Source organism: Arsenicicoccus sp. UBA6765 (assembly GCF_002453335.1).
GTDB lineage: Bacteria > Actinomycetota > Actinomycetes > Actinomycetales > Dermatophilaceae > Arsenicicoccus > Arsenicicoccus bolidensis.
The window spans coordinates 109,268-123,090 of record NZ_DKGR01000017.1 but is presented as its reverse complement, the minus strand read 5'-3'; the positions used below and the strand labels follow the sequence as shown (position 1 = coordinate 123,090).

Below are 13,823 nucleotides of genomic sequence, written 5' to 3'. Positions count from 1 at the left end.
TTGCTGTATGCCGGAGGCGCTGGCGCGCCGGCCCGACCTGGGGCGGGGACGGCCGGATCAGGCCGTCTCGTCGGTGAGCACGCGTCCGCGGGTCTCGGGGAGCGTGAGGACGGTGGCTGCGCTCACGAGCAGCAGCGCGATGACGTAGTAGGAGAAGGCCTGGGGACCGTAGGCCCGGGTGAGGTAGGTCTGCAGGTAGAGGCTCGTCCCACCGAAGATAGCAATGGCCACCGACAGCGGGAGCGCGACGCCGATCGTGCGGATGCGGGTGGGGAAGATCTCGCACATGATCGCCGGCGAGTTCGCGCACGGCGCGGCGACGAAGACCTGGGCGATCGTCATCGCGAGGAACAGCTTGATCGGGGTGCCGTCGATCATCGCCGACAGGGGGACGCACAGGGCGATCAGGCCGACGATGCCGATGATCATGACGGGCTTGCGGCCGATCCGGTCGGACAGGATGCCCCACAGCGGCAGCCACAGGAGGAACAGCGTGTTGGCGGCCACGCTCGCGATCAGCGTCTGCGTGGGGTCGGCCTTGAGGACCGCGATCGAGTAGCCCGCAGCGGCCACGACCCAGAGGTAGTACGAGACGGTCGGGCCGACCGTCATACCGATCACCTGGAACGCCGAGCGGCGGTGCACCCACATCTCGTGGGCCAGGCTGGGGCGGTCCTGCGCGATGGTGGGCTCGGTGCGCGTGAACTCCTCGGTCTCGCTCATCCGCGAGCGCATGTAGAGCGCGAACAGCCCGCCGAGGGCGCCGATGACGAAGGCGATGCGCCAGCCCCACGCGGTCATGTCGGCGCGGCCGAGCGTGGCGGACAGGACGGCGGCCAGGACCAGCCCGACGTTCGCGCCGATGGTGCCGGAGAAGTAGATCAGGGTCGACCACAGGCCGCGACGCTCCGGCGGGGCGGCCTCCGCGAGGTAGGCCTGCGCGGCCGGCTGCTCGCCGCCGTGCGCCAGGCCCTGCAGGACGCGGGCGACGAACAGCAGCACCGAGGCGAAGACGCCGACCATCGCGTAGGACGGGGCGATCGCGATGATCAGGCTGGCGAACGCGCCGAGGGCCATCGTCATCGCCAGGGCGCGCTTGCGGCCCAGCCGGTCCGAGACCCGGCCGAACAGGAGCCCGCCGAGGGGGCGCGCGACGAAGCCGACGGCGAACACCGCGAGGGTCGACAGGAACGCCGAGACCGGGTCGGTCGACACGAAGAAGCTGGCGGCGAAGAACGGCGCGAAGCTGGAGTGAATGCTCCAGTCGAACCACTCGATCGCCTTGCCGATGCCCGTGCCGACGAGGGTGCGACGGGTGGACGTGGGGCGGGCGCTCGCGGGGCGGCGCGAGGGGGAGGCGCCGAGGGGCAGGGAGGTGGCGGACATGGGATTCCTCGATGGGTGAGGTGAAGAGGCTCAGGAGGGGAGCGTGGCCAGCCGGCGGATGGCCAGCTCGGTGTGTATGGCGGCGCCCAGCGGCAGGACGTCGTCGTCGTACGCGGCGTGGGCGCTGTGGTTGAACGGCGCGCTCGCGGGGTTCAGGCCGGCAGGGGTGGCGCCGAGTCCCAGGAAGGTGCCCGGGACGGACTGCAGGGCCCGGGAGAAGTCCTCGGAGGCCGAGAACGGTTGTGGGAGAAGGGAGAACGTGTCCTCGCCGAGCACGTCCGCGACGACGGTGCCGGCGAAGTCGGTCTCGTCGGCGGACGTGTGGGTGACCGGGTAGCCGTCGAGGTAGGACACGTGGGCGGTCATGCCGTGGGCCTGCGCGATGCCCCGGGCGAGCTGCCCGGCGAGCTCGCGGAAGCGGGCGCGGGCTCGGTGGACCAGGAGCGGACGCTGGCGACCAGGCGGGCGTCCTCGGGGATGACGTTGGGGCGTCGCCGGCCCGGAGGCTGCCGACGGTCACGACGACGGGGTCGAAGACGTCGAAGCGGCGCGTGGTCATCGTCTGCAGGGCCATGACGATCTCGCAGGCCACGGGCACGGGGTCGAGCGCGTGCTGCGGCGCGGAGCCGTGACCGCCTCGCCCCTCCACGACGACCTCGAAGCCGTCGGCGGCGGCCAGCATGGCGCCGCGCCGGCTCACGACGTGGCCGCCGGGCACGGTCGCCGCGAAGGCGTGGATCGCGTAGGCCGCGTCGGCGCGACGACCCGCGGCGTCCAGGGCGCGGCACGCGGCCATCGGCCCCGCCGGGGTTATACGATGCCGCACATGTCCCGCCGGGCCCGTCGTGCCCCGCACGCACAGCTGACCGAGGAGCGTCATACGAGATGGGTGCCCTGCGAACCCCGCGAGAGAAGTGGATCGACGAAGGGCTGCGCGTCCTGGCCGACGGAGGCGTGGACGCGGTGCGCGTGGAGGTCCTGGCCAAGCGGCTCGGGGTCACCAAGGGCGGCTTCTACGGCTACTTCCAGGACCGGCAGGCGCTGCTGACCGAGATGCTGGACACGTGGGAGCGCGAGGCGGTCGACGAGGTGATCGATCGCGTGCAGGCCGAGGGTGGCGACCTGCTCGACCAGGTGCGGACCGCGGGCCGGCTGACCTTCTCCAACGACCGGCTGCTGCCCGTCGACCTGGCCATCCGCACCTGGGCGCGCCGGGACCCGGAGGTCGCCGAGCGCCTGCGCCGGGTCGACAACCGGCGCATCCAGCTGTCGCGCGACGCCATCTCGACGTTCTGCGACGACCCCGACGAGGTCGAGGCGCGCGCGCTGCTGGCCTACTGCGTCGCCATCGGCAGCCACTTCCTCGCCGCGGACCACCCCCGGCGCACGCGCCTGGAGGTCATCAACCACGCGGCCGACCTCATCCTCGACCAGGGGGGCCGCGGCCACCTGAGGTGACGCAGGTCGCGCCCTCCGCCGGTCGTGCACCCGCGGCCCGGGCGAACGACTCCCCGTCTGACGGCCGGCGCAGAGTGGTCACACATCCGACGCCAGGGTGTCCTTGATGTCGTATCTGTGACCACTCTGGATCGGTCAGGACCGCTCCCGCGACTGGCCCGCCCGCTGCACGGACCGGTTAGATGGCTGAGGCGGACCGTCCCGCCGCAACGCCGCGCCCTGGAGGTGGACCTCGTGTCGTCCCTGCTCGTCCGCAACGTACGCCTCGTCCCGGTGACCCCGCCCGAGCTGGGCGGGCGTCATACGGCCTCTGCCGCAGGCGAGCTCGACTCAGGCCAGACCGTTGCCGCGCACGCGGGGTCCGAACCCGTCGACGTGCGTGTCGTCGACGGCGTCGTCACGCAGGTCGGGCCGGGGCTCGCGGACGACGGGTCCCCGGTGCTCGAGGGTGAGGGCCGCTGGGCGATCCCCGGCCTGTGGGACCAGCACGTCCACTCGGCGCAGGCCGGGCTGATGGCCCGCCGGCTCGACGTGTCGGGGACGGCCGGGCCCGAGGAGGTCACGGCCCGCGTGGCCGAGCACGTGCGGTCGCTGGACGAGCGGTCCGACGCCGACCGCACCTCGGTGGTGTCGGCGTGGGGGCACCGCAGCGCGACCTGGTCCCGGCCCGCCACCGTCGCCGAGCTCGACGCGGTCAGCGGCGAGCACCCCGTGGTCATCGTCAGCGGCGACGGGCACAACGGCTGGCTGAACTCCCTTGCGCTGCAACGACTCGGCGCCCCCGCGACCCAGCACGCGCTGGACGAGGACGACTGGTTCCCGGTGTTCGGGAGGTTGTCGGAGCTGACCGGGGACGACGATGTCGAGGGGGCGGTCGCCGACCTCGTCGCCGACGCGAACGCCCGCGGCGTCGTGGGGATCGTGGACTTCGAGTTCGGGGCGGGCTACGCGCGCTGGCCCGAGCGGGTCGCGGCCGGGCTGGACACGCTGCGGGTGCGGCCCGCCGTCTATCCCGAGCTGCTGGACGCGGTCCTCGAGGCGGGGCTGCGGACCGGTCAGGACCTCGCCGCGGGGCTGGTCACGATGGGCCCGCTCAAGATCATCTCGGACGGCTCGCTCAACACGCGCACGGCCTACTGCTGCGAGCCGTACGTCGACGCCGGGTCGCTCGAGTTCCCGCGCGGCAAGGTCAACTTCCCGCTCGACCGGCTCACCTCGCTGCTGTCGACCGCCCACGGCGCCGGGCTCGAGATCGCGCTGCACGCCATCGGCGACGCGGCCGTGGAGCCTCGGGGTGCGCGCCAGCGTGCAGCCGGCCCACCTGCTCGACGACCGCGACGTCACCGACGTGTGCTGGGGCGACCGGTCCGAGCGGTGCTTCGTGCTGCGGTCGTTCATCGACGCGGGGGTGGTGCTGCGGATGGGGTCGGACGCGCCGGTCTCGCCGCTGGACCCCTGGCTGGCGATGGCGGCGGCGGTCCACCGCAGCGCCGACGAACGCTCCGCCTGGCACCCCGAGCAGGCCATCACCCCGGCCGAAGCGCTGGGCGCGAGCACCGACGGGCAGGGCACGATCGGCGTCGGGTCGCGCGGGGACGTCGTGCTGCTCGACGCCGACCCGCTGGTGTCCGGTGGTGGTGGCGTCCAGGCGGCCGCACGGCTGCGGGACATGCGCGTCGCGGCCACCGTGGTCGCGGGCCGCGTGGTCCACGACGCCCGCTGACGCCGCCGCATGAGCAGTCGGCGTGGGCAGCCGGCATGGGGGCATGACCAATGGCTTGGCTTGCCACATACGACGCCTGGTGTCCCATGGCCCCGTTCGTGTCCTATGGGGCAAGTGTGACGACCCGGCTGTCATCCAGGCTCCACCGACTGGTCAGTTCCCGACGGCCTCGTGCGTCGGGAACTGACCGGTCGGCGGGGGTGGGGTGTCGGGAACTGACCGGTCGGCGTGGGGGTCAGGCGTCGTTGTCGTTGCCGTCGTCGTTGTGGTGGTCGAGGAGGGCGGGGTCGCGGGCGACGCGGACCAGGGCGGCGGCGAGGTGGGCGAGGTCGTCGCCGTCGACCAGGCTCGAGAGCTGCTCGGGGTCGTCGGGCAGCCCCGCCGCGCGGGCGCCCTCGAGGGCCAGCCTGTCGAGGTAGGGGCGCACCTGGGGCCACACCGCCTGCACCTCGCGCAGGAAGATGGATGCGCCCGCCGGGCCGATCCCGTCGAAGGTCTGCAGGGACTTCGCGATGCGGCGCGGGTCGCCGTCGGCCTCGTCGCGCAGCCGGCGCAGGTCACCACCCCACCGGTCGAGCAGCAGCGCGGCGGCGTCGTCGAGCCGGGTGGCGGTGCTCTCGTCATACCGGCGATAGCCCCCGCGTCCGAGGACGTTCACGCGGTGCTGCCAGGTGCTCTCGCGCAGGTGCTCCGCGGTCCGCCACCCCTCGGCGAACAGCTCGCGCGCCGTGGCGACCGCGATGTCGGAGCGGATGCGCGTCGACAGCAGGAGGCTCAGAACAAGCAGCTGCCACAGGGGAGCGGGCTTGTCCTGCAAGGAGATTCCCGCGTCCGAGGCAAAGGTGGTCCCGTGCCGCTCGAGCAGCCGACATGCGGTCTTCGCCTGCGTGCTTCTGCCCTTGGTCATGCGGGTCGCCTACCCCGGGCGGGGTTCGTCCATGCAGGGCCGAGGTGCGGGCGGTTGCGCCATACGCAACTTGGGGGTTGCGCATCGATGAGGCAAGTGCAATGCTGGAGTTGCACATCATTCACCGACACGAAAGAGTGATGACCATCACCACTGACCGCATCGAGCGCGAGACCCTCATCGCCGCACCGCAGGACCGTGTCTGGGCCATGGTCGCCCAGCCCGGCTGGTGGGTCGCCGACGAGGGCTCGCTGACCGACGAGGTTGCCGAGGAGGGACGTTCCGTCCTCGCCAAGAACAGCGCGTACGGCGAGTTCCCCGTGCGCGTCGAGAAGGTCGACCCCACGTCCTACCTCGCCTATCGCTGGGCCAGCGCCTTCCCGGGCGTGGAGCTCCGCGACGACAACAGCACCCTCGTGGAGTTCACGCTGACCCCCGAGGGGGACGGGACCCGGCTGCGCGTCGTCGAGAGCGGCTTCGGCTCGCTCGCCGGCGCCACCGAGCAGATCGACCAGGCCCAGCAGCAGAATGCCGACGGCTGGATCGAGGTCCTGGACGGCTTCCGCTCGCGCGTCGAGAAGGCCGCCGCGTGACCGAGCAGGCACCGCTCGACGACGGTGGGGCGGACAGCGTGCTCGTCGCGCTGGCCGACCCCACCCGCCGCCGACTGCTCGACCTGGTGGGCTCGCTCGGCGAGGCCACCGCGACCACCCTCGCCGCGCAGGTCTCCGTGACCCGCCAGGCCGTGGTCAAGCACCTCACCGTCCTCGACCAGGCCGGCCTGGTGACCGGTCGGCGCGTCGGCCGAGAGGTGCGCTACTCCGTACGCCCCGAGACGCTCGACGCCACCGCCAGCCGGCTCGCGGCCCTCGCCTCCGACTGGGACACGCGCCTGGCCAGGCTCAAGGAGCAGGCCGAGGCCCGCTAGGCCCTCTGCACCCTTCCGCACCCGGCGATCCCTCATGGGTCGTCCGGCGCCTTCGCCGACCCTCGGGCCGGACCCGCCCCCAACTCGCGTGGGCCACCCACTCCTGCCCTAGGACGCCCCATGTCTGCCCCAGCACGCCCGCACGCCTTCACCCGCCGCCAGTCGCTCGTCCTGCTCGTCCTGCTGGGCGCGGGATTCCTGCTCGCGCTCGACTTCTCCATCCTCAACGTGGCCCTGCCCGAGATCGGCGCCGGCGTCGGTCTGAGCAACGCCGACCTGCCCTGGATCGCCGCCGCCTACGCCCTCCCGGCCGCCGGCTTCACCCTGCTCTTCGGCCGGCTCGCAGACCTGCTCGGCCGACGCCGGGTGTTCCTCGGCGGCATGGTCCTGCTGATCTGCGCCTCCGCCCTCGGTGGCCTCGCGACCACCCCGGAGGTCCTGCTCACGGCCCGCGTGCTCTAGGGGCTCGCCGCCGCCATGTCCACCCCCGCAGCGTTGTCGCTGCTCACCACCGAGTTCGACGAGGGCTCGGCCCGCGACCGCGTGCTCGGCTTCAACGGCGCCATCCTCTCCGGCGGCTTCACCGTCGGCGCCCTGGTCGGGGGTGCGCTGGTGAGCCTGATCAGCTGGCGCGCGGCGTTCCTCATCAACCTGCCCGTGGCGCTCGCCATCCTCGTCCTCACGCCCGGTCTCGTGGCCGCGTCTCGGGTGCCGCACCGCCCGGTGCTGGACGTGCCCGGCGCGCTGACCGTCACCGGCGGGCTGCTCGCCGGCGTCTACGCGATCATCGAGCAGGACTGGCGCTGGGGCCTGGCCGGCATCCTGCTGCTCGCGGCGTTCGTCGTCGTCGAGCTGCGCGCCACCGCCCCGCTCGTGCCGCTGCGGATCCTGCGCCGGCCCACCGTGCGGTGGGGCAACGGCGCCGGGCTGGTCATCTTCTCCATGGAGACGGCCGCGATCTTCCTCATGACGATCTACGTCCAGCAGTCGATCGGGCTGTCCCCGGTCATCACGGGCCTGGTCTTCGGCATACCGGGACTGGCCGCGGTGAGCGCCGGCATCCTCGCCGGCCGCTTCCTCGGCGCGTTCGGCACCCGTCGCGTCCTCGTCACCGGGATAGTCGTGCAGGGGGTCGCCACCCTGCCCCTGGCCTTCGTCGGAACGGACCGCACGGCCCTCCTCGTCATCGTCCCCGCGCTCCTCGTGGGCTTCTTCGGGCACGTGACGGCGATCGTCGCCTACACCGTCGCCGGCACCTCCGGGCTTCCCGACGACCAGCAGGGCCTGGCCACCGGCCTCACCTCCATGACCCAGCAGGTGGCGATCACGGTGGGCATCCCGATCCTCGGCTCCCTCGCCGCCACCCAGGCGACCTCGCAGTCGGGCCTGCGGCTGGCGCTCGTCATCGACGCCGCCGTCGTCGTGCTCGGCGCCGGCCTGGTCTGGCACGGGCTGCGACCCCGCACGCTCACCACGAACGGCCCGTCTGCCCCGGCCCAGCCCGCCGACCCCTACGTGCACGTCTCGACCGAAGGACTGTCATGAACAACATCAGCCTGTGGATCATCACCTCGTTCCTCTCGACCGGTCTGGTCGTCGACGGTCACCGAAGGCTCGGCAGCTCGCCCGTCGCCTATGCAGCGCTCGCCCGTGCGTCGGGCGGTAGGTCGGGCGGTGCCGCGGGTGCTGCCTCGGGCAGCCTGGGCGCTCGGTATCTCTCCCACGGTGCCTACCGCAACGTCGGTGCCCTCCAGCTGGTCGCCGCCGTCGGCCTGATGGTCCCCGGCCTGCTGCGCACCGCCACCCTGCTCGTGCCGCTGTCCGCCTGCGGCGTCATCGCGCTGCTCCTGTGGGCCACCGACGTCCGCGACCTCGGCAGCGACCACCGCCGGGGCGTCGCCGTCGTGGTCGCGATCGCCGCGGCGGCCTTCGTGGCCTACGGACGGTTCGGGACCTGGGCGCTGTGAGGCGTCGCCGACGCGTGCACCGCCGCCAGGTCCTCAGGCCCGGTGGCGGGCGAGGGGGTCGTGACTACAGTTGAGGGATGGGCGAGTTCACGTGGGGTGACCTCTTCGGCAGCCTGGCCCTCCTCGGGTCGCTGCTCGGGTGGCTGCTGAGCCGCCGCTCGGCCAAGGCGGCGTCCCTCGCCGCCGCTCGAGCGGAGGAGCGCGCCGAACGGTCGGCCGACTCCGCCGAACGCTCCGCCCTCGCGCAGGAACGCCTGGCGCGCCTCTTCGAGACCTACCTGCACCATCAGGAGCGCCTCGGGGTCGGGGGCGCGCAGCCAGGGCCCAGGCGCCGAGCGGTCCTCGGGGGCGCCCCTCGCCCGCGTGGTGCCCGCTGGACGCTGGACCGCGACCCCGGAGGCCGAGCGACGCTCACCAACCTCGGTGACACCGCCCGCCACGTGCGCCTGCGTGGCGAGGAGACGTCGACCTTCGAGGCGCCGGAGGCGCTGGACGTGCTCGGCCAGGGCGAGAGCGCGACCTTCGTCGCGGTCGGGGACTGGCGGGCCGGGACGCCCACCCTCGTGGTCACCTGGGAGGACGAGGACGGGGATCACCAGGTATGGCGCCGCGTGCTGCCATGACGCCGGCTGCGGCGTACGGCGCTCAGCTGAGGATGTCCTTGCGCCGGAACCACCAGTAGGCCAGCGCGATCGTGACCACGCCGTAGATCAGCGACCACAACGCGCTGAGCTGGATGTCGGTCCAGCCGATGTCGGGGGACAGGGCGCGGACCCAGGCGCGGGAGTAGTGCATCGGCAGGGCGTGGCGCAGGTCGCCGAGCTGCTCGATGGTGTCGAGGATCGACGCGACGATCGTCACGAGCACCGCGCCGCCGACGGCGCCGAGCGGTGCGTCGTTGAGGGTGCCGATGAGCAGGGCGATGCCGATGACCTGGACCAGGTTGATCGCCACGACGGCGGCGGCCAGCGCGAGGCGTGGCAGGAACTGCGCCCACTCCAGGCTCGTGCCGACGGGGCTCGAGTAGGACGTCCACCCGTAGGCGACCCCGCCGACCAGCAGCGCCCACGCGGGCAGCAGGAACGCTGCCAGGACGGTCGACCCCAGGGCGACGACGAGCTTGCTGGTCAGCAGCCGCGCACGACTGACCGGCGCGACGAGCAGGTAGCGCAGGGAGGACCAGGACGCCTCGGACGGCACGGCGTCCCCGGCGAACAGCGCCGCGAGGATGACGAGCAGGAAGTCGCTGGACGCGAACAGGCAGAAGACCGCGAAGTTTGCGCCGCCATCACGCGCCAGGTCGACGAATCGGCCGCCGCCCGAGCCGTCGTCGCCGAGGGAGAAGGCGCCGACCAGGATGAGCGGGAGCGCCAGCAGCAGGCCGAACCCCCACGCCGTGCGGCGCCGCCCGATCTGCCGGCCCAGCTCGACGCGCCACCGCAGCGGCTTGGCGCGACGGGCGCCGTCGGACCTCCGCTGCTCGCCCCCGCGCTCGGTGCCGTCGGTGCCGTCGGTGCCGTCGGTGCGATCGGTGCGCGGCGTGCGCGCGGTGCTGGGGGTCATCGGGCACGCACCTGGCGCAGGCTGTCCATCCGAGTCCTTCCGTCAGGATCATCGAGATCGTCGGCGCGGTCGGGACCGTCGTCGCCGCCGCCGGTGGCGGGACCGTCGCCACCGATCACGCCGAGGAAGACCTCCTCGAGCCGGCGCCGCGGCACGACGGAGTCGACGTCGCCGCCCGCCTGGACGACGGCAGAGACGATGGCCCCCCGGCTCGCGTCGCTGACGAGGGTGAGCGTGCGCGCGTGGCGGTCGAGGCTCAGCTCGTGCAGCGACGGGCCGAGCGGCCCGGTGCGCAGGGCGTGCTCCACCGCGGCGGGGTCGCAGTCCGGGCCGAGGGTGACCACGGTCGTGCCGTCCCCGCTGGTCAGGTCGGCGACCGAGCCGGAGGTGATGACGCGGCCGCGGTTCATGACGACGACGTGCGTGCAGGTCTGCTCGACCTCCGAGAGCAGGTGGCTCGACACGACGACGGTGCGACCCGTGCTCGCGTAGTCCCGCAGGATCGGCCGCATCGCGGCGATCTGGGGCGGGTCCAGGCCGTTGGTCGGCTCGTCGAGGAGCAGCACCTCGGGGCGGCCGAGCATGGCCTGCGCGATGCCGAGCCGCTGGCGCATGCCCTGGCTGTAGGTTCGGACGGGTCGGTCCACCGCACCCCCGAGCGCGGCGACCTCCAGCGCCTCGTCGACGTGGGCGTCGGCGGGGTCACGGCCGGTCGCCCGCCAGTAGGCGTCGAGGTTCTGCCGACCCGTCAGGTGCGGCAGGAACCCGGGCCCCTCGATGAGCGCCCCGACCCGGCCCAGCACGGGGGAGCCCGCGTGCACGGGCTGCCCGAGCACGTGCACCGCCCCCGAGTCGGCCCGGATGAGACCGACGAGCATGCGCATCGTGGTCGTCTTGCCCGCGCCGTTGGGCCCGAGCAGCCCGACGACCTGACCGGCCTCGGCCCGCCAGGACACGTCGTCGACGGCCCGGTGCCCGTCCTTGTAGGTCTTGACCAGGTGCTCCACGACCAGCGGCACCTCGGCGTCCTCGGCCCGCGTGTCCCGGCGGTCCCCACGTCGGCGGCGCCAGACGGCGATGCCGGCCAGGGCCGAGATGGCGAGCAGGAGAGCGGCGAGTCCGGCTGCGGCCCAGACGACCTCGCGGTCCACCGACCGTATGCCGTCCCCGCCGGCCTGCGGATCGGTGACGGCCTGGGCCGGGACCGAGGGCAGGACGAGGCTGCTGTCGGCGAGGCTCACGGCGTAGGCGCGGGCGTCCGTGGGCACCGCGAACCCGGCGTCGGTGGCGGACACGAGCACCCGCCACCGCGAGCCCTGAGCCATCGCATAGGTCCCGGCCGGCAGCGGGACGTCGACGTCGACCGGGGTGCCGGGCGTCGTGGTGATGCGGACGGGGACGACCTGGCTCCGGGGCGACACGGGACCGGACGGGGTGACGCGCCACAGCGAGACGAACAGCGTCGCGTCCCTCGCGGTGGAGGTCACGCGCAGGCGGACGCGCGGCGCGCCGACGACATCGACCCGGTCCTCGAGCGGGACGGTGTCGAAGGCCGCGTGCTGTCCCGGCAGGGCGGCGATCGAATACCCCGCGGCCGCAGCGAGATCCAGCCCACCGTTACCGCTCGAGCCGCCGGAACCCCCGGATCCACCGGACCCGTTCGAGCCGCCGCTGCCTGAGCCGCCGCTGCTGCCCGAACCGCCAGTCGTCCCACCGCTGCCCGAGCTCGCGTTGCCGTCCGAGCCCCCTGAGCCGCCATCGCTCTCGGCGCCCCCCGAGGCGCTGCCGCCGGACTTGCCGGCCCCGAGCGCCCCACCGAGAGCGCCGAGGTTGCTCATGGCGGCGGGGTCGCCTCCGGGTGGTGAGAGCAGGCGCACCGGGCGCGCGGGGGAGCTGTTCGACCCGTTCCCGTTGCCGGGGGCCTGTCCGGTGGCCGGCGCCAGCGTCACGCGGGTCGCGTCGGCCGGAGCCTGGTCGAGGCGCGGCGGCCTCGTGAGCGTGACCTCGCGCTGGCCGCCCTGGGCGGCCAGGGGAGCGCTGAAGGCGGGGAGCGGCATACCGGCCCGAGGGTCTGCTCCGGCCTGCTGGCGTCCCTGGTCGGTGAGATAGCGCTGGAACCACGGCAGCAGGGTCGTGGCGTCGCTCGGCTCGGCGCCGCCGTCGTGGCCCCCGTCGAACCAGCGGACCGCGACGGGGGTGCCGTTCGCGGCGAGCTGCTGCGCGGTCTCGTCCGCCTCGCCGAGCCCCACGAACGAGTCGCGCATCCCCTGCACCAGCAGCGTCGGGGCGGTGACCTTGCCGGACACGGCGACCGGGCCGTGGCGACGCAGGACCTGCTCGAGAGCGGGCGAGGGCCGGCCCGTCGTGGCTGCGTCCAGGAACAGGCGGCAGATGGTCGGGTCGAAGCGACCGCACAAGGCGGCGTCCGGTCCGAGCGGGGCGTTCGCGGCGCCCGTCGGCCGGGTCTGCCCGATCGCGGACGAGAAGAAGATCGAGGCCCAGCGACGCTTGAGCACGCCTGGCGCCGAGCCCACCCCGCCCGGGACGAAGGTCTCGGACAGGTCGTTCCAGGTGATGCCGGCGACGACGGCGTCGACGCGCCGGTCGGTGCCGGCGAGCATGACGCCGAGCGCGCCGCCGTAGGATCCGCCGGCCACGCCCACGCGGGGGTCCTTGGCGGCGTCGAGCTGCACGTCGGCCCGGCCCGCGAGGGTGTCGAGCAGCCGTGACGCGTCGGCGATCTCGTAGTCGGGGTCGTCCAGGTGGATGCGGCCGCCCGAGGCGCCGAAGCCCCGTGCGGTGTAGGCGAGGGCGACGTAGCCCTGGCCGGCCAGCTCACGGGCTCGCTCCATGAGGTCGGCCTTGCTGCCACCGAAACCGTGCGCGAGCACCACCGCCGGGTGTCGTCCGGTCGAGGTCGGCGCGACGACCGTGGCGTCGAGGGTCACCGTGGATCCGTCCGGCTCCGCCTTGACGGGGACGCGCAGCGCCTCCTCACGGACCTCGGCGGAGACGCGCTGCACCGGCACCGACAGCGACGCCGACACCGGCACCGACGCAGAGGCCGGCACCGAGATCGCAGGGGTCATCGCCAGGGCAGTGGTGAGCACCGCCATCGCGGCCAGCCTGCGTCTCATCGTCACCTTTCGAGAGGCGGAGCAGGGTCGGTGGTGCAGGTCGTCGGGCTCGTCGCTCGGGACGTCCCGCGCGTCACGAGACACCCAGTGTCCTACGCGGCACGTCCACGAACCCGCCTTGTCAGCTCAGGCCACCGTCGACGCCAAGGCCTCGAGGTCTGCCCGTATCCGTGCGATCACGGCGATGGGGTCCGCGGACTCCGACCGCACCTCTTTCATGAGCAGATCGCGCGCGAGGGTCGAGGCGGGCACTCCACGTGCCGCGGCCATGGTGAGGAGGGCCTCCAGCTCGTCTGCGTTGAGGCGCACCTGCAGCGTCCTGGATCGACCGTGGCCGCGCCGCGTCGTGGTGCCAGGACGCAGCTCGGCATCTGGGTGCGCCTCCGACGCCTCGGCTTCGGCGGTGATGAGGTCGTCAATCTTCATCGACCTCCTCCTCTCGGTATCGACGCTGGTCCGTCCCGTTCGATGGCCACGCGTTCACGCCCCAGGTGACCTCACCGTCTGGCAGCAGGATGACGGTGATCAGCATCTCGCGGTTGGAAGACCATCCAACTATGCGGATCGTCCGGCCTGATTGGGACGAGGGGTCGGGGTCGAGGACAAGGCGGTTGGGGTCGTTGACCGCCTCGTTGGCGAGCGCGGGCGTCAAGCCGTGCTTGGCGATGTAGCTGCCGCGATGGCGCCAGTCAGGCGGGCCGTCCGTAGCCCCATTGTAGTGCACGCGCATTACACTCGGCCACCCCTGTCAGAC

General features: G+C 73.2%; 12 protein-coding genes and 3 pseudogenes. 7 read left to right on the top strand and 8 right to left on the bottom strand.

Annotated elements, in window-relative coordinates:
• Window positions 1-57: 57 nt before the first annotated feature.
• The 3 genes and pseudogenes from B4K29_RS03500 to B4K29_RS18400 all read right to left on the bottom strand — a co-directional run.
• Entirely contained in the window at window positions 58-1,386 is a 1,329-nt protein-coding gene (locus tag B4K29_RS03500) for an MFS transporter (RefSeq protein WP_286966391.1), read from the bottom strand.
• Window positions 1,387-1,416: 30 nt separating this feature from the next.
• Window positions 1,417-1,752 carry a M20/M25/M40 family metallo-hydrolase gene (locus B4K29_RS03495; RefSeq protein ID WP_286961137.1) on the bottom strand — a complete coding sequence of 112 codons (336 nt, stop codon included), beginning with the start codon at window positions 1,750-1,752 and terminating at the stop codon, window positions 1,417-1,419.
• Window positions 1,753-1,867: 115 nt separating this feature from the next.
• Window positions 1,868-2,068 (bottom strand): annotated as a pseudogene (locus B4K29_RS18400) (peptidase dimerization domain-containing protein); the annotation flags it as partial.
• 203 nt (window positions 2,069-2,271) lie between these two features.
• On the opposite strand from B4K29_RS18400, the gene B4K29_RS03490 reads away from it, so the two are divergent.
• Together B4K29_RS03490 and B4K29_RS03485 are read left to right on the top strand one after the other, a co-directional pair.
• Complete coding sequence (locus tag B4K29_RS03490; protein WP_286966390.1) at window positions 2,272-2,844, top strand: TetR/AcrR family transcriptional regulator; 573 nt, start codon at window positions 2,272-2,274, stop codon at window positions 2,842-2,844.
• Between the two features lie 24 nt (window positions 2,845-2,868).
• Window positions 2,869-4,567: pseudogene (locus B4K29_RS03485) on the top strand (amidohydrolase).
• A 235-nt stretch (window positions 4,568-4,802) separates the two neighbouring features.
• Here B4K29_RS03485 and B4K29_RS03480 read toward each other — a convergent pair.
• Complete coding sequence (locus B4K29_RS03480) at window positions 4,803-5,474, bottom strand: endonuclease (RefSeq protein WP_286966388.1); 672 nt, start codon at window positions 5,472-5,474, stop codon at window positions 4,803-4,805.
• 140 nt (window positions 5,475-5,614) lie between these two features.
• Here B4K29_RS03480 and B4K29_RS03475 point away from each other — a divergent pair, with 140 nt between their 5' ends.
• From B4K29_RS03475 to B4K29_RS03455, 5 genes and pseudogenes are all read left to right on the top strand, one after another.
• Window positions 5,615-6,067, top strand: coding sequence for an SRPBCC domain-containing protein (locus tag B4K29_RS03475; protein WP_239265415.1), 453 nt, complete (start codon window positions 5,615-5,617; stop codon window positions 6,065-6,067).
• Window positions 6,064-6,402, top strand: coding sequence for an ArsR/SmtB family transcription factor (locus B4K29_RS03470; RefSeq protein WP_019286243.1), 339 nt, complete (start codon window positions 6,064-6,066; stop codon window positions 6,400-6,402). The genes B4K29_RS03475 and B4K29_RS03470 overlap by 4 nt, the downstream gene beginning before the upstream one ends.
• A gap of 120 nt (window positions 6,403-6,522) precedes the next feature.
• Window positions 6,523-7,947 (top strand): annotated as a pseudogene (locus B4K29_RS03465) (MFS transporter).
• Window positions 7,944-8,369, top strand: a complete 426-nt coding sequence (locus tag B4K29_RS03460; RefSeq protein WP_286966386.1) for a hypothetical protein — start codon at window positions 7,944-7,946, stop codon at window positions 8,367-8,369. The pseudogene B4K29_RS03465 and the gene B4K29_RS03460 overlap by 4 nt, the downstream one beginning before the upstream one ends.
• Window positions 8,370-8,446: 77 nt before the next feature.
• The gene (locus B4K29_RS03455) at window positions 8,447-8,992 is read left to right on the top strand and encodes a hypothetical protein (RefSeq protein WP_286966385.1); all 546 of its coding nucleotides are present in this window, start codon (window positions 8,447-8,449) and stop codon (window positions 8,990-8,992) included.
• 22 nt (window positions 8,993-9,014) lie between these two features.
• Here the strand turns inward: B4K29_RS03455 and B4K29_RS03450 are convergent, their stop codons facing one another.
• The 4 genes from B4K29_RS03450 to B4K29_RS03435 form a co-directional block, all read right to left on the bottom strand.
• Window positions 9,015-9,932, bottom strand: a complete 918-nt coding sequence (locus tag B4K29_RS03450; protein WP_286966384.1) for an ABC transporter permease — start codon at window positions 9,930-9,932, stop codon at window positions 9,015-9,017.
• Window positions 9,929-13,048, bottom strand: a complete 3,120-nt coding sequence (locus B4K29_RS03445; RefSeq protein ID WP_286966383.1) for an alpha/beta fold hydrolase — start codon at window positions 13,046-13,048, stop codon at window positions 9,929-9,931. The genes B4K29_RS03450 and B4K29_RS03445 overlap by 4 nt, the downstream gene beginning before the upstream one ends.
• Before the next feature lie 147 nt (window positions 13,049-13,195).
• Window positions 13,196-13,495: a hypothetical protein gene (locus B4K29_RS03440; protein WP_019286234.1), complete on the bottom strand. Its 300-nt coding sequence runs from the start codon at window positions 13,493-13,495 to the stop codon at window positions 13,196-13,198.
• Window positions 13,485-13,793: a hypothetical protein gene (locus B4K29_RS03435; protein ID WP_037214578.1), complete on the bottom strand. Its 309-nt coding sequence runs from the start codon at window positions 13,791-13,793 to the stop codon at window positions 13,485-13,487. Before B4K29_RS03435 ends, B4K29_RS03440 begins: the two co-directional genes overlap by 11 nt.
• Window positions 13,794-13,823: the final 30 nt, after the last annotated feature.